Source organism: Fulvivirga sp. AWR4_260 (assembly GCF_056158185.1).
Genome location: NZ_JBSWSU010000015.1, coordinates 2,742,694 through 2,763,423, shown reverse-complemented (window position 1 = coordinate 2,763,423; position 20,730 = coordinate 2,742,694). Strand labels below are relative to the sequence as shown.

Sequence of the window (20,730 nt, the reverse complement as noted above, 5' to 3'; positions counted from 1 at the left end):
TTACTTACCTAATTGAAAAGTTCTTGAAATATTAAAGCCAAAATGGATGTCTCCGTCAAAGAAATCATTAGAGGTTTCTGCTATAAAACCTTTTTCTATCATAGCTTGGCTGTTTGTAAATTGTAGCTGAAATACGTGTCCACCTGTTTCAATATCAAAACCCACTGCAATAGCATTATAAGTTGTAGAGTTTAGTGGATCTATTTGATAATAATACTCTGCATTTAATGAAAGACGCTGCGTAAGTTTAATGCGGCCTCCTGCTCCTAATGCAAAAATATCATTACGTTCATCTGTTTCGTTAATGCTATTAAAGTGTATGTATGTAGGCATTAATTGGAAAGAAAAAGACGGTGAGAATTTTTTTGCAATTAATACCTGGTTGGTATACGCCAATCTATCATTGAACTCAATTACCTCTTCGTAAGTAGGATCTTTGAGTGTTTTAATAGCTATAGATGATAACCAAGTTACTGATAATGGAACTTTCTTGGCTCCGGTTGTTTGCTTTACCAATCGGTATTTAAGGTATCCATCAAACGTTTTTTGATATGAATTTCTACCGACTCCAATATTAAAATCATCAGTTACACCATAATCTAGTCCAATGCGTACATTGGATTGGTCTAATCCGAAAAATTCGTAAGAACCACCGCTTATTTCTCCAAACCTGTGAGAAATGATTAAATCTAGGTTGTTTTTCTTTCTCGTTTCTATGGAGTGACCATTAATAAGGCGTGTACCTTTAAATGTAGCCTCTACAGGAAACGTTTCTGTGGGAGCTTCATTTTCCAATACATCTAACAAATCATTTTGAGCAAAAGCTGCGGTGCTTAGCCCAACAAAACACAAAGCTGTTATTATATGTTTTTTCATTATACTCGTTAATCCTTTTTGAATTTAAAATGAGCAGTAACCTCTACTTCTTCAGAGATGTTATCAACTACCACATTTGGAATTTTAATTTTATAGTCGGCTAATTTTACCATAAACTTGGTGGTCACCTCAATGGTATTACCTTTTACTTCAAAAGTAGCATCGGGGGTTACATGCTGTTTTACACCATGAATGGTAAGGTCACCTTCTACTTTGCTTGCAGATTTTCCGTCCTTAGAAAAATCAACAGTATCAGAAATTTTTCCTGCAAAAGTAGCCTTTGGGTATTTGTCAGACTCTACATAGTTTTCATTAAAGTGCTCTTGCATTAAAGCTTTTTCAAAATCAAAGCCCTTCATTAATATTGATACTGCCACATTGTTACTTGCGGGCTCTAGTACTCCTAAAGCAGAGTTAGTAGAAGCTTCTATTTTTTCCATAGAAGCTTCTGAGTAAAACTTAACCTGACCTGAACGATCAAGTAAGCGGGTTTGCGAGTATAAAGGCGCTATCGCAATAAGCGATAATAATATTGTATATATTGATTTCTTCATGTTGTTACTCTTTAATTATTACACAATTGTTTAGAACTACATCTAATAGCAGTCCTGTGCATTTTCCTCTTAAAGTGATGGTTTTGCCGTTAAGACTTTCTTTTACTTCACTGGTTTTGTCCATTTCAGCTCTTATATGGCTCATGGTTTCGCCTTCTAGTGTAATTACATTCACTTCACCTTTTTCTATGCTCAGTACTTTTCCTGTAACCTCAATAGTTTTGCCCAAGTACTTGGTGTTGGCTGCGTTTTCGTCACTATTAAACTCAGCGGATAATTCGCCTGCAGCTAATTGAAAGTCTGCAGTTAAGTCATTCATACTGTCTTTTGGCTTATTGTATAAGTAATAGCCACTCCCCGCTCCTATGATTACGAGCGCTACAATTGTGATTAATATTATTTTAACTTTCATAGTTATAGGGGTTAATTAGTTAGCAAGGGCTCCATCATTTACCCAACAAGCAATGGCATCTATATCGCTTTGAGCAAGTCCTCCACCCGGAGGCATTGTTTCTTCTTCTGTCCTAATCATTACCCTTTCAGCATTGGCTTGTATCTTGCTAAGGTCGCTAAGGTCTGGGAAACGGCCTCCTGCAGAATGACATCTGGCACATGCTGAAGATATGATGCTTTCTATTTGGCTTGACTTGATACCAGAGTTTAATGTTATGGTTTGAGATGTCTGGCAGCCCATGTCGTCAGTAGCTATAATGGTGTGTTCACCCGCGGCCAAATTCGTAAATTCTGTTGCAGTTACAGGTTGACCATTATCTAATGTAAATTGGTAAGGTTGAGAACCTCCAGAAGCTGTGATGGTTATTTTACCTTCAGATGTACCACAGCCAGCATCTACTTTTGCCAATTCTATATTTACACCATCTCTATTCTTTACCTCTACAGCCATTTCAGACGTACATCCATTGGCATCTGTTACTGATACATTATAAGTGCCGGCTGCCAATTCTGTGTAGCTGCCCGCTGAGGTAGTAGTTCCATTTAATGTATAACTATATTCTCCCGCTCCACCAGTGGCTATTACTGTGAAACTACCATCTTGCTGGCCACAGTTAACATCTTCTATAGTTCCATCTAGGGCTATAGTTAGGTCGGAGTCGTTACAATCAACTGGTGGAGTTAACGTTTCACTCTGACAATTGAAGAGTAAGGAGCCAACTAGTGTGGCCCCATAAACCAGATAATTCTTTTTCTTCATCATGATAATTGGTTAGGTTAAGTTTACTTATTGTATTATGTTTATTTCTTTTCGGTATTATTTGGGTTTGATAGGCTTATTTAGCCATATTTTCCCTTTCAGGCTATTTGCTCAGTAAGGTAATTATAGATATTATTATTGGTTAATAAGTGCTGTTTATTGGTACTTTTGACTTTGGTTTTATCCTGTATCTAAGTCCTACATTGACCCCGCTAGTAAGAAGATCAATGGAATAAAAGCCTAACCCAATGAGCGGTATTTTAAAATATGGGTCTAATAGAACGGAAAAGTTATTGCCTAGTTTCTGTTCATAAGCAATGTTGAAGTTTAAGGTACTGGCAAAAGCAAAAGTTCTGTCATCAGAATTCCACTCTCTTAGTAGGTGACTGTTTTCTACATCGTAATTGAAAACATAATTTTCAGTCATTAGCAAGTACGAGGAAATGCCGGCTTTAAGCCAAAAACCAGAGTTTTCATAGCTTAAGAATTTATATCCAACAGATACGGGAATGTCCAGCATTTTACAAACGGCATCTGTGCTATAAGGAGAAATACCATATAGCCACATTTTATCAGAAGGGTAAGTACACTCATCTTGACTTGCTGTATATACTTTTCTGTTTATCATAGCCCCAGCACTAATCTCTAGTTTATTCATAGGGTAATATTGGACTGAAAGTCCATACGACTCTCCTATGCTCTTAAACAGTTCACTAGTTTTAGTGCTATTAAAATCTGGAGCTACAATAGCAGTAATAGCCCAGGTCTTAGTATTTCGATATTGCGTTTTTTCTTCTACAGAATCAGCATGTTCCGATGTGTGAGTGAGTTCAATTTGGTGAATCTCGAAAAAGACTAGTTCGGGCGAATCAAATTGATATCCCAGTGGAGCTATATATTCAGGATCTTCGACAGTATAAGTATTGCTATTAAAGTTTACTTGAGTATGTTTATTTTCTTTATTGAATTTATTTGCGTTTTCTTGGGTGTTGTTGCTGGGTGGGGCAATGGTGTTAAACCCTTTCTTAGATGTTGAATGAAATTCGTTTACCCTACTGTTTTCACTATTATATAAAGCATCGCTTGAAGTCTCCGGTTGAGGAGTAACTATTTTATGGTCATTGGTATTAGAATAGATTAGTGGCTTGCCTTGGCCTAAGACTTTATTGTTATTTGAACTAACAGGTCCGTTACTATTATCTGTAGTTTCTGCTTCCTCATTAGTTAGATTGCTAGAAGGGCCGTAATTAATTTTATCAGGAGTAAAAGACTCATTGAGTTCTTCACTGTCATTATTTTCTCCAGTAGTAGTTTGTTCAGGCGTTATTGATGGTGTTACGGGCAAATCTTCCCTTTTGTTAAATGTGGCTGAATTGTCTTCTTTTATGAGTTTATTTTCTTGATTATCAATGGATAATGTGCCTCTTTTTAAAGTGTTATTTATATGCTTTAAATCATTCCTAGAACTAATGCCCCTGTCATTTACTTTGTTTTTTTGCAAGCCGTAGCCGTTCTCAGGTATACTTGTAGCTTTTATAATAGAATGATTATTAACCTGCTGCTGGTTATCATATTGCTCTTGTTCTGAAGGCCCATTGTCGTTACCTTTTTCTTGATCAATTATAACTCTTGAATCAACAACCGTGTTGCTTGTTACATGTTGTTTGCGCTCATAGTTTGTAGTAGCTAGTGGCCTGTTGTTATATATAAATGTTGAATCAATACTATTTGTGATCACGGTACGGTGAGTACTGGTCTCTGCACCACTTACATTGCTAGCAGCTTCTGAGGTCTCATACCCATGTGAAGTTTCGTTTTGACTAGTATGTTTTGGAGGAGCGCTATATTCCTCGTTTAACTTGCTTGTTGGGGCATTCATATACCACCCCAGTAAGAAGGCGGATACCGTAAGTAAGACCACCATTAGAGTTCGATATACGGCAGAGCGAGCAGACTTATTTTTTGCGGCTTCTTGAAAAGCCATGCCCGTTCGCCAGTCCATTGCATCTAATTTTTGCTCTAACTTATCCCATTGAGATTCGTCAAACTCAAATTCCTTACCTGCCAAGTACTTGCTGAAAAACCTTTCTATGTTATCCTGCTCTTCGCTCATGGTTTCACTTCAAAGTAAGCATTCAAATGTTTTTGCAGTTTCTTTTTAGCTCTAGCATAATTAGACTTTGATGTGCCTATCGATATGTTTAACATGGCAGCGATCTCATCATGCTGATACCCTTCTATAGCTCTAAGGTTAAAAACAGTTCTATAGGCGGGAGGTAGCTGGTGTATGAGTTCTAGCATTTCATCATAAGTAATAGAGTCTAGTATGGAGTCCGAACCGGTTTCATTCACCCCTTCTTCGAGCCCCACCTCATGATGCTGTTTTTTAACTTTTCTAAAATGATCAATTGCACTATTTACCAATATGCGTTTTAGCCAAGGTTTAAAGGCCTTTGATGCATCAAACTTTTCAATGTATTGGAATACTTTCATGAAACCATCATTCATTATTTCCTGTGCCTCTTCTTTAGAATTTGCATACCGCATGCATAAGCTCATAGAAAAGCTGTAATGCATCTTGTACAATGCCTTGCGCGCGTTTCTATCGCCTTTTTTGCACCCGGTTATAAGTGCTGTAATATCGGAGGGTTTAGGATTCAAATGCTAAATTTTACAATCTGCTATTACTAACAGATACAGTGGTTGTATGAAGAATGGTTGCGTGAGAAAATAAAAATAATGTTCAAACATGTATTGCTTTTCAGGTTTCACCTCATGACTAATGATTTAATGGGTTAATATTCAATTGCTTACTAACGTGTTTCTGTCGGGTTAAATTTTAAATAAAATTGAATAAATAATTATAACCGCCACAACCTAAGACTACTAATATTTTTCCATTAATTGATGCATTTATTCTAGGAGCATGTATTTTTGCAGAGCATTTATATAAACAGCCATTTTAAATATTGACTCATTTCTATGAAGTATAAATACATTACCACACCGATATACTATGCCAATGGAAGCCCTCACCTTGGGCATGCTTATACTACACTAGTTGGAGATACTTATAAGAAATTCTACCAATTAATGGGGTATGATGTAAAGTATGTATCTGGTTGTGATGAGCATGGACAAAAAATTCAAAGAGCAGCAGAAAAAGAAGGTATTACTCCGCAAGAAATGGTAGATAATATGGCTGCTACTTTTAGAGAGTGCTGGGATGCTTTGGGTATTGATACCGATGCATTTGTTAGAACCACAGCGGATAGTCACAAAGAATATGTTAAAACCGTGTGGACAAGACTTGAAGAAAAAGGTCATATCTATTTTGGACAATACAACGGTCTTTATTGTGTAGGTTGTGAGCAATATTATAAAGAAAGTGAGCTAGAAGAGGGTAACGTATGCCCTATTCATAATACGGTATGTGAAGAAATTGCAGAAGATTCATATTTCTTTAAATTATCTGCTTTTCGTGATGTCCTTATAGATAAAATAAAGTCTGATGAGTTTTTAATAGAACCGCAGAATAGAAAAAATGAAGTACTTTCGTTTTTAGAAGGTAATGAACTACAAGACCTTTCTATTTCACGAAATACATTCTCATGGGGAATACCCGTGCCAGGATCAGATAACCACGTGATGTATGTGTGGTTAGATGCCTTATTCAATTATATATCTATATTGGGGGGTGATGGTTCTGAAGACTTTAAAAAGTATTGGAGTAATACCACTCACCTATTAGGTAAGGATATATTAAGGTTTCATGCTATTTATTGGCCAGCATTTTTATTGGCTTTAGATATAGAATTGCCAAAGCAGCTGTTAGTACACGGATGGTGGAAAATTTCTAATCGAAAAATTTCTAAATCAGATCCTGCTACAAAGGTTAATCCTCTTACTTTAATAGAATACCTTACCAGAGATGGCTTTAGGTATATTTTAATGAAAGACGGTGTTTTTGAAAGAGATGGTAACTTAGATTATCAACGTACTTTTGAGGTTATCAATGCGGATTTAGCCAATAACTTAGGAAACTTAGTTAATAGGGTATCAAAGCTTACGCAAAAGTTCTTTGATAGCACATTGCCTGAGTTGACTATTCCTGAATCTTACAAACAAGAACTTGAGATTAAGGAGAAATTTGAAAAGTCTAAGGAAGAGTATGTGAGCTTCTTTAAAGCTGACAATCCTTCTGCGGCCCTAAATACCGTCGTAGAGTTGTGTAACACACTCAACTTATACATTAATAATGAAGAGCCTTGGAAGAAGTTTAAGGATCCTGATAAAAAAGACGAGGTTTGCTTAAATCTGGCTTTATGTTTAGAAGGTATAGGTTGGATCATGAATTTAGGTTATCCTTTCTTCCCAGATATTGCTGAAAAGCTTAATAACAATATCTTTAAGCAAGAAAAGCTTCAAATTCCTAGCGAATTTAAACTAGATACAAAGTCTATTCACGTAGACGAGATCATATTCCAGAGATTGCCAGATGAAAATCTGACTGATCTTTTAGAAAATATCTAATAAAAAAAGCCTTCAATTTTGAAGGCTTTTTTTGTAATGGCTGGGATCTATGTATTTCTTTGCTTTTTTGTCCTATAAAGGGAAGAAAGTTTATATTTTTGTGCCCTTGTGGCAAAATGCTGTCACAGTATTTAAAAACGAATAAAATAAATTTTCAATAACATTATCGATATGAAACGAAGTAAAGTGGTTGACCTACTTGCCGCTACGGAGTATGACGTAGAGGTTTTAGTAAAAGGATGGGTACGAACCAAACGCGGAAATAAGGCTGTATCTTTCATCGCATTGAACGATGGATCTACAATTAATAATATCCAGATTGTTGTCGATAACGAAAATTTTGACGAAGAATTAGTTAAGAATATCACCACCGGGGCATGTATTAAGGCTACAGGTAAGCTTGTGCAGTCTATGGGTAAAGGCCAGACAGTAGAAATACAAGCCTCAGATATTGAAATATATGGCACTGCTGATGCAGAAGCTTATCCTTTGCAAAAGAAAGGACACTCTTTAGAGTTTTTAAGAGAAATTGCGCACTTACGCCCAAGAACTAACACATTTGGTGCAGTTTTTAGAGTAAGACACGCCTTGGCTTTTGCAGTGCACAAGTATTTTAATGACAAAGGTTTCTTTTATGTGCATACACCTATTATCACTGGATCTGATGCCGAAGGTGCGGGTGAAATGTTTCAAGTGTCTACTTTAGACCTTAAAAATATACCTACAGAAGATGGTGAGATCAACTTTAAAGAAGACTTCTTTGAAAAGGCCGCTAACTTAACGGTATCAGGACAACTGGAAGGCGAGACTTATGCCATGGCTTTAGGTCAGGTGTATACTTTCGGACCTACTTTTAGAGCAGAGAACTCTAACACCACAAGGCACTTGGCTGAGTTCTGGATGATAGAGCCTGAGGTAGCATTCAATGAACTTGATGAGAACATAGAACTTGCTGAAGAATTTTTGAAGTATGTAATTAAATATGCTTTGGATAATTGTAAGGACGATCTTAAGTTCCTTAATGATATGTATGATAAGGAGTTGCTCGAAAGATTAACTTCTGTGGTTGATAATGATTTTATCAGGTTAGATTATACCGAGGCGATAGACATACTTAAAGGAGCTAAGAAAAAATTTGAATATCCGGTAGAATGGGGTAATGACCTGCAGAGTGAGCATGAAAGATACTTGGTAGAAAAGCATTTCAAAAAGCCAGTTGTAGTGATCAATTACCCTAAAGATATTAAGGCTTTTTATATGAAAGCTAATGAAGATGGTAAGACTGTAGCTGCAATGGACATTTTGTTCCCAGGTATTGGCGAAATCGTTGGAGGATCGCAACGTGAAGAGAGTTATGATAAATTAGCCCAGCGAGTGAAAGAGATGGGTATTGAAGAGAAAGAATTGTGGTGGTACTTAGAGTTAAGGAAATTTGGTACTGCACCTCACTCTGGTTTCGGGTTAGGCTTTGAGCGTTTGATGTTGTTCGTAACAGGAATGGGCAATATCAGAGACGTAATTCCTTTCCCTCGATTCCCTGGAAGTGCGGAATTCTAAAATATTTTAAAAGGCTCACAATTGTGAGCCTTTTTTTATTAGATTATTTTCAGTTACGGGCATCATTTTGATATAAAAAACGTTAAAGAGCATATAATATAGATAGTTGTTGTTATGTCATCTTATTCTTTAACTTACTACACACGTAAAGAGGAAATACTAAACGTTGTAACGCATTTTGCAGGGCTTATACTTAGTGTGGCAGCGCTAGCAATATTAGTGGTTTTTGCTTCACTTTATGGCGGGGTATATCATATTGTGAGTTTCTCCGTTTTTGGGGCGAGTATGGTTACTTTGTATTTGGCCTCTACCCTTTATCACTATGCCAAGAAAAAAACTTTAAGAAAGAAGTTAAATATTTTTGACCATGCTGCTATATACCTTTTAATTGCGGGCACTTATACTCCTTACTGTCTTGTAGCATTACAAGGGGCTACGGGCTGGATTTTGTTCGGTGTAACTTGGGCTTTAGCGCTGGCCGGAATTATATTAAAGTTATTTTTTACGGGTAAGTACAACACACTTTCTACAGTAAGTTATGTGCTTATGGGATGGGTAGCAGTTTTTGCGGCTAAGCCATTATATGAAAGCTTATCATCAGAGGCGCTGATGTATCTGCTGATAGGTGGATTCTTCTATACTGTAGGAGCTATTTTATATTCCATTGAAAAAATGCCTTATAACCATGCGGTGTTTCACTTTTTTGTGCTAGGCGGAACAATCAGCCATTTTATTTCGGTATTCTTCTATCTGCTATAATTAATCGGGCGAAGCCAACAGCGGGTTGTACATCATTACAGCATGGTTTTCAGTAATTAGCTCATCTTTAATTACCGTTTTACCCATATAAGTTAATCTTTTTATGGCATTATGACGTGTATAACCTCCCCATTGCTCTTGATGAAAAAGGTGGTAATCTTCGTATACTTTGTAAGTATACTTGCTGTTTGCAGAGCAGAGTAGTTGTCCATGGAGCTTCTTTTCACTAAGCCATAATTTTATTTGGTAATCATGTTGGGTGCTGTTTTTAAACTGCAGATCGATATAGTTATATGATAACGTGGCCCCACTGCCAAATGGCAGTGTGCGGTTCACGTCAGGGAAAACATCGTAGCTGTGCCGATAACGCTCTGTAATTTCAAGGGGCGAATGCAGTAACATCCAATAGAGAAGGTTGCCTAGCTGGCAAAGCCCTCCCCCATAATCATAACCTATTTGGCCATTATTTAACACTAAGCCTTTAAGAAAACCTCTTTCCTTTGTAGGCTTGCCTACCAGCATCCAAAGGGAAAAAGATTTGCCAGGTGCAATCTTAATACCTGAAATTGCTTGAGAGGCAATTTTTAGATTGGTGATTTTATTATGCTGATACTGCATGTCTACATCCTTCAAAGGCCGAAGCAATGTGGAGCTATGCTCAAAAACAAGGTGGTTTAAATCGTCCTTAGAGGGAATAGAGGCATAGTCATTTCTATTCTTTAGCCAAAGTAATTTTCGTTTTAAAATAAAGTATTTCTTACCCGCTATTTTTCTCCATTTGCTCCGATTAATTGGTTGCTTGGTAGAATATTTGCTAATTGGCATTTTATGATTTAATAAAAAGATTTATTTTGGCTATTCAATGAAAGTTGTGAATATATGAAAAATATTTTATTTCTGATTTTTATAATACCGATGGTGTGCAAATCAGTATTTGCAATGGATAAAGTGCTGATTACTAATTTATATGCAACAAGCACGGCTACTCCATTTATTTCATACCATGTTAGCAATGCGTTTGATGGTAACCCCAATAGTTATTGGAAGCCCCCGAAAGGAGCTGCTACTTCTGAGGGTATAATGATTTACTTTAAAAATCCAGTGTATATTTCAGAGGTAAATATCAATAGTATGAGTGGAGGTGATTTTAATGATGTTGAGTATTTTGCTATTTATGGTGATGGTAGGTATATAGGAAGTAACCCCGAAAGCGAAGTCAGTAATCTGTTTATTAAGATTAATGATGTTAAATATAAGCGAGTAGTAAAAGGGAGTTATAAGGGTAATGAATACAAAAGGGTAATTGATTCTCCTGATTTGTTTACAGCAATAAGTGAAATTGAGTTGAGCGGTGAAGGAGGTGTTCCTATGGATTTAATAATTCCTAAATTTTATGAAGGTTCAATTGAAAGTTCCAGTGCATTGGCTCCAGAAATTGCCTATGGAAGTGAAAATTTGATGGATGGCAGAAAGGAATTTGGCTGGGCTGAAGGTAGTGCAACTGCCGGAGAAAGAGAGACCATTAGTTTTAAATTTAATGAGAATGTAACCGTGGATGAAGTTGAAATTTGGAATGGCTATCAACGTTCTCCTTCTCACTTCGAGGCTAATTGTAGAGTTAAAGAATTTTCCTTTGGCAATGCAAATGAAGATAAGCAAGTGTATCATTTAAAAGACGAGCAAGGGAGTCAATCTATTAAACTTAAAAAACCTGTTAGTGCCAACACTTTTATATTAACTATTAATAAGGTTATAAATGGCTCTAAATATAAAGATCTAGTAATAAGTGAGGTGCATTTAAAATATAAAGGGCAACCTATTTTACTCTTGCCAAAAGAAACTCAACAGCGAGTGACCGAGTTGAGGAGGAATAGTAATGGCTTGATAAAAAAGTATTTAGATCATAATATTAATATCTCACTGAGTAAGTACGATGATGATAAGAATTACCAAGAAGAAATGTCATTAATGTTAAGGTCTAATAATACGTTTGTTCTTTATAGAAAAAAGGACTTAAGCATAAATACGGATGATTCTAACGATATGGAAGAAACAATTTCAGATGGTAATTGGGAAATTGAAGAGATAGCCAAAGACTCTTTTAAAGTTCGTTTTTTTGGTAGGATTTATAGTACTACTAATTGGTCTGAAATATATTCTGGAAATGTTACTCATGATAAGTCAAGGATTTTTCAAGATCATGTGACTTTTACAAATGGAAAAATTGGCGGACAGCGTTTTGTTGAAGACTTTATTATTAAGGATTGATATGAGAATTTTACCTATTATCTTTATTTTAAATACTGTGCTTGCGCCTGATTTAATGGCTCAACAACCAGAAGACTTTGTGAAAATTAAAGATATGAGTAGTGATTTCGTTTATGATATGAGATATGCTACCACAAATAATTTTCTGGAGACGAAAGTTTACGAATGCCCTGATTGTGTAGTTCGTAAAGAAGTGGCTGATGCACTCGTTAAAGCGAATAAATCTTTTATGGAACAGGGCTACAAAATTAAGTTCTTTGACTGCTATAGGCCTTTGTACATTCAGAAGCTCATGTGGCAGGTTTATCCAGATGCTAAATATGTGGCCAATCCGGATAGAGGTTCTGTTCATAATCGAGGAGGAGCTGTAGACATTACATTGGTTACATTGGAAGGTAAAGAGCTCGATATGGGGACTGAATTCGATTTCTTTGGCGAAAAGGCCCATCATAGCTATCAGGAATTTGATCATGAAATTCTCTTTAACCGTCAGGTGCTAAAGAATGGTATGGAAAAGTATGGCTTCTCTCCTATCAGGACCGAATGGTGGCATTATAATTTTAACAATGCTAAGAAATTTAAAATATCCAACTTTAAGGTAGATTGTGATTGATTTGAAAACGGTTTTTTCTTTTCACAATTGTTATTTATTCTTTTTAGTAGTAGCCTCTACCCTTCTAAGGTTTATTGTTTTTAACCAGACTCCTTTTGCCAATGGTTGGGATGGTTACTTTTATCTTGTTCAGGTAAAGTCTTACTTAGAGGAGGGGGAAATGCACTCCTCCAGAATATCAGTTTTTTATCCATTACTTATTTTTGTTAAGTGGTTAGTAAGAGATTATGAATTGGCTTATAAGGTGTTATCTGCTTTTTTAGCTGGTGCTTTTTCAGGTATAATTTACTTCATTTCTAAAAGGGTAAAGCGTAATTTTTCTTTTCTGCCCGAAATTATTGGAGGCCTAACACTATGTAGCTTTCACCTAACGTATTTTGCAGCTCAATTTCCTAAAAATTTACTAGGCCTTTGCTTCTTACTCTTTTTTATCCATGCGCTTACTTCTAAGAGGTATGTTATTGCTGCTTTTTTGCTCATAATAAATCTATTTACACACCAGTTTACCGCAGCACTGTCATTGGTAGCGCTTGGTGTTAATATGGGTATTCTGTTTTATAGAAGTCATCGTTTGGAGAGACGATATGTCATTATGCTGTTAGTGTTAATGACATTAGCTTGTGTAACGACAATATATTTTAAGCATGCTGAGTTGGTTGATAGAGGATTTGTACTCACTAAGCAGTTTAATTGGCCTGCTTATTCATTTTTAACTGATGCTAATAACGTGTCAATGGTTACATTATTTTGGAAATGGGAAATTGTATGTTATAGCTTATTATTTGTAGTTGGAGGTGCTGTTTTATATATCAAAAAAGATAATATACCTATTCGGTTGATGATTGTATATTGCCTTTTGGCGTTGTTGTTCTGCCCGTTCTTAGAATGGAATACCCTCGGTATTAGCTATCGTTTCTTTATGTTGGCCAATTTGTTGGCGTTGCTAATGTTAAATGTTTTTGAATGGCGTTTACACTCAAATCAATGGTTGATTAGGTTTTTCTTTTTAGTTAGTGTTTTTGTTGTTGCCATAGTGATTAAAGATCAATACAAAAGTAGCAGGTATGACCCTCCCTATGGTTTGTATCATTCAATTTCAGAAACGATACAGCAAAACCATGATCAAGATCAAGTAGGATTGATTATAGGTCATAAAGCAATGGCCGAATATGTTACATTTGATTCCGGAATTGATGTACTTCCATGGGTTCCTGAATATGAAATGGATAAAAATAAGTTGTGGCGAATTGCTACAGGACTAAAGTTAAAAGAGGCCCAATATTTTGCATTGGGGTGTGATACTGCAGATATTGAAGAGCTGACTCCTTCTTATTTATTTATGAAAGAATCTACATGGCAATGTATACTCAGTAAAGTCAAAAAAGAAGATGAGGACTTGTATCGATCCCTTTTTAATTGGCGTAACCCATATGAAGTGAGGCCAAGCTATCTGCTAAAAAAGAAATAACTAAATGTGGTATTCGGGGTAAGCTAACAGATTCCATAAAATACGGAATGAGTTTTCTATTGCCAAAGACTTATCATCTGGCCTTAACGGTCTGGAATTGATATAAGTTACTGTTCCTTTGATATGATGTTCTGAAATGGTACGAGCAAATTCTCGATCCAGAGGTCTGAATAACTTTTCAGTGAGGCCGTAAATTAATAATTGGTTATGAATCTCTATATTGTCTTGCTTAATACTGCTGTGAACAAGATTATTATAAGGAGAGAATTCAACCTGATTTAAAAAGTAGTTGGAATCTTTGTTAGCAGTAGCCCACGATACCGATATACGATGAAAGGTTTGAAAGCGATTTTTGAAACCTGTAGTAGCTTCTACATTATTCTTAACCTGTGTATTTCTATGGTTAATTAGCTTGCTATATAACTCGGTAATAAGTTCATCTTTGGTGCTGAAGTAATGAAATAAAGTGCCATTAGAAACACCTGCTTCTTCTGCTATTTTACTAGTGGGAGTACCATGAAATCCAAACTGGACAAAAAGGTTTAAGGCCGCTGTAAAGATGAGTTCTTGTTTTTCCATGTTGTATTAAAGCGTGCAAAGCTAAAAGTACGGATAGAATAAAAAAAGAATATGAAAAAAAAGGCCGGCTTATGCCGGCCTTTTTTTAGTAATTCAATCGCTCTAAATGTGCGCTAAGTGTTTTCTCTTTATGGTCGTATGACAATAGTAATACGTAGCCAGCTTTGGCTGGTAATACTCTTACCCAATCACTTCCTTTTGGCTTTCCTAGTGAGATTTTGTCTTCAGAAAATTCACCATCATAATAAGTTACACTTCCAAAAACGAATTCATTCTTCTCGCCTTTTTTCTTGTCATAATCTATATATCCAACAATTGAAGTTTCGTCCTTTTCACTTTGGTTAGAAAAAGAGTAATCAAATCCACCATATGCTTTAACCAAGTTACTTAATAGGTGAATATTAGCAAACCCTGTACCTTCAGGTAAAGCAAAGTTAGACTTGTCTTTTTCGATGAATTTTACATTTTTAATCTCAAAATCTTCAGTGAAATGGAATAGTACCAAATCGTTGATTACCACTTTTGCTACACTAGCGCTAGCTCCTAGCGCTTTAAACGCCATACCAGCTGCATCAGCTGCTTTTTTGTATTGCTCTCCTACTGCCAATATGCTTCCATCACTATTTTGAATGATGTCGTGGAAATAAATGAAACCATCTTTGCCTTCATTGCTAATTTTACCTTTGTTGTCTACTGTTACGTAGTTACGGAAGTTTTGTGCCCAGCTGAGGTATTTTTCACTTTTAATTTTACCCGTGTCGTCAATTTCAATTCTTACTACACCAAGACCGTTGTCTTTTAATGATTTTACGTCAGGAGCATAATACATACCCAATACGTTTAAAGTCTTCTTGTCTTTGTCGTAGTATGCAGAAAGTGGCTGCGTGCTATATTTGTCTGTTTGTAGGTTTACTTCATAGCTTTTTAGTCCGTTAGAAATATCATAAGCATTAATTGCAAAAGAGAGGTCAGAACTAGTTCTGTTCGGTCTCTTTGCGATAAGGTTATAAACGTAATCACCCGAGCTGCATAAATAACCAGCGCTTTCTACTGTTTTGCTATCTGTTGAAAATTTATTCCATAGCTTCTTACCATCAGAAGAATAAAACGTGAGAGCATAACTTCTGCCTTTATCAATAGAGCTATAATCTACGAAGCCCTTATTATCTATCGCTGATAAATTCAAGAACTCTACACCTTTAGGTATAGATACCTTGTAATAGTTTAATTCGGTATTGTCCGAAAGCGGTCTACTAATTCTATGGTCTGCACCTTTGCTTAAATTGTAAATCCTATAGATTAACTCTTTTTCTTTGAAATCTATGAATTTGAAAATAAGAGCATCCTGATTGTACTGACTTTCAAGTAAGAAGGTGTTTTTACCTTCTTCCATAGTTACAGATTTAAAATCCTTTAGGTTTTCATCAAGTACCTGCAGTAAGAAATTTCTTTTACCTTTTGAGGCCTTTTCTACATTATAAAATGTGTAATAACCCTTAATTTCATTGTTACTAGTAATTACACCAGAGTTACGTACTCTCATGCTAAGGATGTCGTTAAACTTCCTTTCTTGCGCATGTAGCACTGATGATAATAGCATAAAAGCTACTATAATACATTTTGTAAAATTCAATTTCATATTTATTGGTTTTGGATAGTTCTGCTTTAATAGAAGGTGACTTTTACATCAGCTAGTGTTGTGTCTGGAAATTTCTGATGGAATGCTGTTTCTATCTTATTTTGTACTCCTTCTAATTCTAATTCTTTGCTTAAGGTCCATAGCATATAGTAATGGGCCATGTTTTCTTTATCAAAAATCTGTGATAAGTTGATGAAATAGTAAGCAATTTTGGTAATCTCTGAAGTTCTTAAGTTGTTAAGAAAAACGAAGCTTTGATCATATATTGGGGCATAATGATCTGATAGCGGCACATGAAGGCCAAATACATGTTTTTTTCTAGAGGTATAAATGTTGAACCACAACTCTGCCAGTAAATCTTTTACGAATTTATTATTTGGGTAACGTTCCATCAACTGACTGGCAAAAAATAGCGTGAAAGCATAATTTCCCATCACATATGAGCTGTAGGCCATTTCAAAATCGATCCGTTGTTGCAAGACAGGTGAAATTTTGTGGCTTTTACCTTTCGTATTAGTGTCTTTGAAGCTTTTGTCTAAAGAGGCAATTCTATCTTTTATATGAGGGTGAGTAAGTAGTGAATCTTCGTTAAATAAACCATTGCCTTCAGCAGAAGTACCAAAGGATGGTTCAGGCTTTCTTAGCCATTTTGTTTTAAAAGGGTATTTGGTGAAATCATATATAGAGTCAAGTTGGGGAGGTTTTCTGTATTTGGGGTAATCCGAAGAGTCGAGCATCGATAATAAACCATTATATGCCATTGGGTTATAGATGGTTTTGTTAATCATGATTACCGCTAAAGAATCAGCCTCCTGCTCATTAGTTCTAGAAAAGCTTGAGTTTTCATAGGCTAAGGTTTTAATAACCTCCAATTTTCCTTTCTCCTGTACATTTTTATAAAGGTCTTTATCATTCATTTGCGCCTTTCGCGCTACAATGTTTTTATTAACGTGATCAAGGATTTGGTGCGCCACCTCATGAGCAATGGCAAAGGCTAGTTCACTGTCTGTGTCAACTCTGTTGAGTAAGCCTAGGTTAATTATCATAGAGCCCTCGCCCCAGCAAGAGGCGTTGACTAATGGAGTGCGAGCTATTAATATGCGCTGAGGAAAATTGTTGAAATTGTCGTTTTTAGATTTTATTTCAGTTAAAATAGAGTTAACCAAGCTATCTATCTGTGGGTCTTTGATAAAAGTGTTATTATCAATTAATTTAAATAGAAAGTCTTTTTTGTTTTCATAATGATCTTTTACAACATTATATGTATTACGATCAAGTTGATTTTTTAAATTCTTAACATTTGCTTCTATATTTTCTTTTAATGCTTCCTTCTCAGTATTTAAACTATCCATAGGTAAATATTCAATGGACGTTTGAGCATTTGCTCCAATAACTAAGAAGAGGGAAAATATAATGAGTAAGAAATAATTAAAGCCTTTATTGCACATGGTAAAACAATAATAAAGTGTAATAATATGGAAAAAATAATATTAAAAGAATTAATTTTTCATGATTCTAATCACTTCTATTATCTCTTTTCTAATATTTAAAACGGGATTAAAGTTAAACCAATAATTGTATTAGCCTGCTGTTAAAGGATTTATGCTAATTATCTGGTGCTGACTATTGCTTAGAAGGTTTAAAACTTTTTGGGGATTTTAGTATACTCCCTTACGGTATTAACTTAATGAGATTTATAAGCGTAGCTAGGTTGTTATTATTAAGAAAATGATGCTATTTTCTTTTTTTCGCTAATATGTTTACAGCAGTGTATTTGCTGCCACCCTTTCTTACCTTCTCCCAACCCTGTTTTTTTAGATATTTAGCAACATATTTGTTATGTAGGCCGTGTGCTACTAATATCACCAATTGGTCTTTGTCTGCTTGCTGGGCTAAAAATTTTGCATTGTCTTTTGCGCGGTGCTTAGCCTCTTTAAATGTCTCTATCCCTTTGTCATTTAGGCCAGTCATCCAAAGAACTCTTGACATAGTAAGCCAAACGCCAAGAGGCATTTTGATATTAAAAAAGCACATGATTTTACGTTCAAACTCTCTAAAACGAGCATCTTCTATCATCTCGTACCTGTCTTTAAAAATTCTTTCTGCCGTATTCATGGCTCTAGGTACGTTACTGTAGAATATTTTTTTTACGTTTAAATCATCCGGGCATAGCGGCATTGGCTTAAAAGAAAGCACACCTACACTATCATACACCTCTGTAAATGTAATGGCTTCTTTTCTATTGCGCCATCCTGTTCTGGTAACATCGGGCTGACCATGACGAATAAGTATAATTTGATTAACGTGCTTAGTGGAGTCGTTAAACGGAACAATACAAGAGTCTATGGATTGATTAGAATAGTAATCTTTTAAGTATTTGAGATCAACTTTCTGTGACATGCTATTAAATGAAAAAGCCAGAATAAAGAAGAATGATAGAAAGATGTGTTTTTTAAATAACAGCATGCACATATAATTATATTGATAAGATAATTTTGCCAATATGAGAACTAGATTCCATTTTTTTGTGAGCTTTATCAGCCTCATTTAAGGGGAAAACAGAATCTATAATAGGGCGTATTTTTTGATGCTCAATTAGAGGCCATATATAAGTTTGAAGATTACGGGCTATTGCACCTTTGAAGTGGCGGTCTCTTGCTCTTAGGGTAGAGCCAGTGATTATGAGCCTTTTAGTCATTACTTTCATTAAATCTACCTCGCCAAACCGGCCATTCATAGCATTTATAATGACTAACCGTCCGTCATTTTGAAGAAGGTTAATGTTTTTTGGGGTGTACTCTCCTCCTATCATATCAAGTACAATGTTTATACCCTGCTTCTTTGTTTCTTCCTTTATTACTTGTTCAAAATCATGCTGTTTGTAATTGATGCTTAATGATGCTCCCAGCTTTGATGTAAAATCACATTTTTCATCTGATCCTGCTGTAGTGTAAACCGTACCACCCATGGCTGTAATCATTTGAATGGCTGTTACACCTATTCCTGACGTGCCACCATGAACTAACACTTTCTCTCCTTTTCGAAATGCTGCTCTATCAAAAATATTAGACCACACAGTAAAGAAAGTTTCTGGTAATGATGCTCCTTCTTCAAATGTGAGCCCTTTTGGTAAGGGTAAGCACTGCTCTGCTGGCACAGTTGCATATTCCGCATATCCTCCTCCTGCTAGTAGAGCACATACTTTGTCTCCTTTTTTCCAAGAAGCGTTGTCATTCTCATCTTCTACTATGCCGGCTATCTCTAAACCTGGGATGTCTGCAGCAACTCCTTCTGGAGCCGGATATAAACCTTTTCTTTGAATTACATCAGGCCTGTTGACTCCAGCAGCTTTTACTTTAATTAATACTTCGTCTGGTGCGGGCTGAGGTATTTTCCGTTCCTCAAGCTTCAATACTTCTGGGCCACCGGGCTCATTAATTTTGATAACTCTCATGTGGTAAATGTACGTCTTAAATAATAAGTGGTATTAAATAAATCGTAAAGTTTAATCATAAACTGGCTATTAAATGTTCATTTCTCCCCTTACAAACATCATTACTTCTTCCGGAGGCATATAAAGTCTTCTTATTTTATTCTTATATTTTTCAGAAAGGTGAGCATGGTTAAGGATAAAGTGTTTGGTATCGATGATTTTTTCTGCCAAGCCATGTTGAATGGCATAGGTGTCTGCTACCCTTTCAGCTCCAATAATGTAGGACTTAGAAGTTAAATAACCGATGCCATATTTGATCATAGATAATAGTCCTCGGTTTTTGTAGTCCATGATGTGTCCCAGTTCATGACCAATCCAACCGACTAATACATTAAATGGTACGGAGTCTAGTCCTACTCGCTCTCCCGACACGCTAAAATTCTGACTGATATAAATAACGTACTTTCTGTTCTTTTTGCTTTTGAACATAGATGATAGTACCGGTTGCGCCTGCATAAAAGATTTAGATATACTTTTCTTAAATACGAATCTAATATCAGTGTCTCTTAATTCAGGGTAATGAGAAAGAGCCGTTAATACCTCATCGCGGATGGCGTGTGGTATTGTTTTGTTGTGGGCGTATTCTTCTTGATTAATTACATCCATGAATAAATCTGTTGGGGTGATTACACTTGAAGATAATGTCATGAGCTAAGATGTTCAAGAAACATGCCTTATAATTACCAAGGTTAAATATTTGAATGTATTCTATAAATCTACATCTAAAAGCAATAATTGATCATGTTGTAAGTGACTGCTGCGGTATGTTACAGATGAAGTGCGTAAAAGTAATGTTGAAAGTGGGGAATGAATTCCTCACTTTTATGTGTATAGACATAAAAAAAGCCGACTAAAATAGTCGGCTTGTACTTAAAAGGTATTATAATGATTTTATATTTATACCAACTTTACGTTGACTGCATTTAATCCTTTTCTTCCTTCTTGTAACTCGAAAGTTACGGCATCATTTTCTCTAATTTCGTCAACAAGACCAGATACGTGTACGAAATACTCTTTGTTGTCTACATTATCCTTCACGAACCCGTAACCTTTAGAGTCATTGAAGAATTTAACTGTTCCTTCTTTCATTATAAAATATTAAATTATTAGTGTAAAGGTAATGATATTCTTTACATAATAACATCATTTGAAAACTTTATTTCCAATTAAATTTCACT

20 protein-coding genes are annotated in these 20,730 nt (G+C 35.7%); 6 read left to right on the top strand and 14 right to left on the bottom strand.

Features of this window, described 5'->3' with window-relative positions; all coding sequences use genetic code 11:
* The 6 genes from ACXACQ_RS17960 to ACXACQ_RS17935 form a co-directional block, all read right to left on the bottom strand.
* On the bottom strand, positions 1 to 876 hold the full coding sequence (locus tag ACXACQ_RS17960; RefSeq protein WP_474977360.1) for a DUF5777 family beta-barrel protein: 876 nt from the start codon (positions 874 to 876) through the stop codon (positions 1 to 3).
* Positions 877 to 884: 8 nt separating this feature from the next.
* Positions 885 to 1,430, bottom strand: coding sequence for a YceI family protein (locus ACXACQ_RS17955; RefSeq protein ID WP_474977359.1), 546 nt, complete (start codon positions 1,428 to 1,430; stop codon positions 885 to 887).
* A 4-nt stretch (positions 1,431 to 1,434) separates the two neighbouring features.
* A complete protein-coding gene (locus ACXACQ_RS17950) occupies positions 1,435 to 1,842 on the bottom strand; it encodes an OB-fold protein (RefSeq protein WP_474977358.1) in 408 nt (135 codons plus the stop codon).
* A 15-nt stretch (positions 1,843 to 1,857) separates the two neighbouring features.
* The gene (locus ACXACQ_RS17945) at positions 1,858 to 2,646 is read right to left on the bottom strand and encodes a hypothetical protein (protein ID WP_474977357.1); all 789 of its coding nucleotides are present in this window, start codon (positions 2,644 to 2,646) and stop codon (positions 1,858 to 1,860) included.
* Positions 2,647 to 2,785: 139 nt separating this feature from the next.
* Positions 2,786 to 4,756, bottom strand: coding sequence for a porin family protein (locus ACXACQ_RS17940; protein WP_474977356.1), 1,971 nt, complete (start codon positions 4,754 to 4,756; stop codon positions 2,786 to 2,788).
* A complete protein-coding gene (locus ACXACQ_RS17935) occupies positions 4,753 to 5,304 on the bottom strand; it encodes an RNA polymerase sigma factor (protein WP_474977354.1) in 552 nt (183 codons plus the stop codon). The genes ACXACQ_RS17940 and ACXACQ_RS17935 overlap by 4 nt, the downstream gene beginning before the upstream one ends.
* Before the next feature lie 321 nt (positions 5,305 to 5,625).
* Here ACXACQ_RS17935 and metG point away from each other — a divergent pair, with 321 nt between their 5' ends.
* The 3 genes from metG (at position 5,626) to trhA (ending at position 9,492) form a co-directional block, all read left to right on the top strand.
* Positions 5,626 to 7,176 (top strand): methionine--tRNA ligase, encoded by a 1,551-nt coding sequence (gene metG / locus ACXACQ_RS17930; RefSeq protein WP_474977353.1) that lies wholly within the window; start codon positions 5,626 to 5,628, stop codon positions 7,174 to 7,176.
* A gap of 171 nt (positions 7,177 to 7,347) precedes the next feature.
* Positions 7,348 to 8,733: an asparagine--tRNA ligase gene (gene asnS, locus ACXACQ_RS17925; RefSeq protein ID WP_474977352.1), complete on the top strand. Its 1,386-nt coding sequence runs from the start codon at positions 7,348 to 7,350 to the stop codon at positions 8,731 to 8,733.
* A gap of 114 nt (positions 8,734 to 8,847) precedes the next feature.
* The gene (trhA, locus tag ACXACQ_RS17920; RefSeq protein ID WP_474977351.1) at positions 8,848 to 9,492 is read left to right on the top strand and encodes a PAQR family membrane homeostasis protein TrhA; all 645 of its coding nucleotides are present in this window, start codon (positions 8,848 to 8,850) and stop codon (positions 9,490 to 9,492) included.
* Here the strand turns inward: trhA and ACXACQ_RS17915 are convergent, their stop codons facing one another.
* Positions 9,493 to 10,317 (bottom strand): VanW family protein, encoded by an 825-nt coding sequence (locus ACXACQ_RS17915; RefSeq protein ID WP_474977350.1) that lies wholly within the window; start codon positions 10,315 to 10,317, stop codon positions 9,493 to 9,495.
* A 54-nt stretch (positions 10,318 to 10,371) separates the two neighbouring features.
* Here ACXACQ_RS17915 and ACXACQ_RS17910 point away from each other — a divergent pair, with 54 nt between their 5' ends.
* Genes ACXACQ_RS17910 through ACXACQ_RS17900 form a run of 3 tightly spaced genes read left to right on the top strand, consistent with a single transcriptional unit; the run spans position 10,372 to position 13,841 of the window.
* Positions 10,372 to 11,760, top strand: coding sequence for an NADase-type glycan-binding domain-containing protein (locus ACXACQ_RS17910; RefSeq protein ID WP_474977349.1), 1,389 nt, complete (start codon positions 10,372 to 10,374; stop codon positions 11,758 to 11,760).
* A 1-nt stretch (position 11,761) separates the two neighbouring features.
* Positions 11,762 to 12,373: a M15 family metallopeptidase gene (locus ACXACQ_RS17905; protein WP_474977347.1), complete on the top strand. Its 612-nt coding sequence runs from the start codon at positions 11,762 to 11,764 to the stop codon at positions 12,371 to 12,373.
* A 1-nt stretch (position 12,374) separates the two neighbouring features.
* Positions 12,375 to 13,841 (top strand): hypothetical protein, encoded by a 1,467-nt coding sequence (locus ACXACQ_RS17900; RefSeq protein ID WP_474977346.1) that lies wholly within the window; start codon positions 12,375 to 12,377, stop codon positions 13,839 to 13,841.
* Here the strand turns inward: ACXACQ_RS17900 and ACXACQ_RS17895 are convergent, their stop codons facing one another.
* The 7 genes from ACXACQ_RS17895 to ACXACQ_RS17865 form a co-directional block, all read right to left on the bottom strand.
* The gene (locus ACXACQ_RS17895) at positions 13,842 to 14,420 is read right to left on the bottom strand and encodes a TetR/AcrR family transcriptional regulator (protein ID WP_474977345.1); all 579 of its coding nucleotides are present in this window, start codon (positions 14,418 to 14,420) and stop codon (positions 13,842 to 13,844) included.
* 85 nt (positions 14,421 to 14,505) lie between these two features.
* The gene (locus tag ACXACQ_RS17890; RefSeq protein ID WP_474977344.1) at positions 14,506 to 16,059 is read right to left on the bottom strand and encodes a DUF6770 family protein; all 1,554 of its coding nucleotides are present in this window, start codon (positions 16,057 to 16,059) and stop codon (positions 14,506 to 14,508) included.
* A gap of 26 nt (positions 16,060 to 16,085) precedes the next feature.
* Positions 16,086 to 17,507, bottom strand: a complete 1,422-nt coding sequence (locus tag ACXACQ_RS17885; RefSeq protein ID WP_474977343.1) for a M48 family metallopeptidase — start codon at positions 17,505 to 17,507, stop codon at positions 16,086 to 16,088.
* Between the two features lie 286 nt (positions 17,508 to 17,793).
* On the bottom strand, positions 17,794 to 18,459 hold the full coding sequence (locus ACXACQ_RS17880; protein ID WP_474977342.1) for a histidine phosphatase family protein: 666 nt from the start codon (positions 18,457 to 18,459) through the stop codon (positions 17,794 to 17,796).
* A 76-nt stretch (positions 18,460 to 18,535) separates the two neighbouring features.
* The gene (locus ACXACQ_RS17875; RefSeq protein WP_474977341.1) at positions 18,536 to 19,513 is read right to left on the bottom strand and encodes an NAD(P)H-quinone oxidoreductase; all 978 of its coding nucleotides are present in this window, start codon (positions 19,511 to 19,513) and stop codon (positions 18,536 to 18,538) included.
* Between the two features lie 69 nt (positions 19,514 to 19,582).
* Positions 19,583 to 20,200, bottom strand: coding sequence for a hypothetical protein (locus ACXACQ_RS17870; RefSeq protein ID WP_474977340.1), 618 nt, complete (start codon positions 20,198 to 20,200; stop codon positions 19,583 to 19,585).
* A gap of 249 nt (positions 20,201 to 20,449) precedes the next feature.
* Entirely contained in the window at positions 20,450 to 20,641 is a 192-nt protein-coding gene (locus ACXACQ_RS17865; RefSeq protein WP_474977339.1) for a cold-shock protein, read from the bottom strand.
* Positions 20,642 to 20,730 lie beyond the last annotated feature (89 nt).

Coding starts and splice junctions, on each gene's coding strand:
- ACXACQ_RS17960 (WP_474977360.1), bottom strand. CDS start 876: ATGAAAAAACATATAATAACAGCTTTGTGTTTTGTTGGGCTAAGCACC.
- ACXACQ_RS17955 (WP_474977359.1), bottom strand. CDS start 1,430: ATGAAGAAATCAATATATACAATATTATTATCGCTTATTGCGATAGCG.
- ACXACQ_RS17950 (WP_474977358.1), bottom strand. CDS start 1,842: ATGAAAGTTAAAATAATATTAATCACAATTGTAGCGCTCGTAATCATA.
- ACXACQ_RS17945 (WP_474977357.1), bottom strand. CDS start 2,646: ATGATGAAGAAAAAGAATTATCTGGTTTATGGGGCCACACTAGTTGGC.
- ACXACQ_RS17940 (WP_474977356.1), bottom strand. CDS start 4,756: ATGAGCGAAGAGCAGGATAACATAGAAAGGTTTTTCAGCAAGTACTTG.
- metG (WP_474977353.1), top strand. CDS start 5,626: ATGAAGTATAAATACATTACCACACCGATATACTATGCCAATGGAAGC.
- asnS (WP_474977352.1), top strand. CDS start 7,348: ATGAAACGAAGTAAAGTGGTTGACCTACTTGCCGCTACGGAGTATGAC.
- trhA (WP_474977351.1), top strand. CDS start 8,848: ATGTCATCTTATTCTTTAACTTACTACACACGTAAAGAGGAAATACTA.
- ACXACQ_RS17915 (WP_474977350.1), bottom strand. CDS start 10,317: ATGCCAATTAGCAAATATTCTACCAAGCAACCAATTAATCGGAGCAAA.
- ACXACQ_RS17910 (WP_474977349.1), top strand. CDS start 10,372: ATGAAAAATATTTTATTTCTGATTTTTATAATACCGATGGTGTGCAAA.
- ACXACQ_RS17905 (WP_474977347.1), top strand. CDS start 11,762: ATGAGAATTTTACCTATTATCTTTATTTTAAATACTGTGCTTGCGCCT.
- ACXACQ_RS17895 (WP_474977345.1), bottom strand. CDS start 14,420: ATGGAAAAACAAGAACTCATCTTTACAGCGGCCTTAAACCTTTTTGTC.
- ACXACQ_RS17890 (WP_474977344.1), bottom strand. CDS start 16,059: ATGAAATTGAATTTTACAAAATGTATTATAGTAGCTTTTATGCTATTA.
- ACXACQ_RS17885 (WP_474977343.1), bottom strand. CDS start 17,507: ATGTGCAATAAAGGCTTTAATTATTTCTTACTCATTATATTTTCCCTC.
- ACXACQ_RS17880 (WP_474977342.1), bottom strand. CDS start 18,459: ATGTCACAGAAAGTTGATCTCAAATACTTAAAAGATTACTATTCTAAT.
- ACXACQ_RS17875 (WP_474977341.1), bottom strand. CDS start 19,513: ATGAGAGTTATCAAAATTAATGAGCCCGGTGGCCCAGAAGTATTGAAG.
- ACXACQ_RS17870 (WP_474977340.1), bottom strand. CDS start 20,200: ATGACATTATCTTCAAGTGTAATCACCCCAACAGATTTATTCATGGAT.
- ACXACQ_RS17865 (WP_474977339.1), bottom strand. CDS start 20,641: ATGAAAGAAGGAACAGTTAAATTCTTCAATGACTCTAAAGGTTACGGG.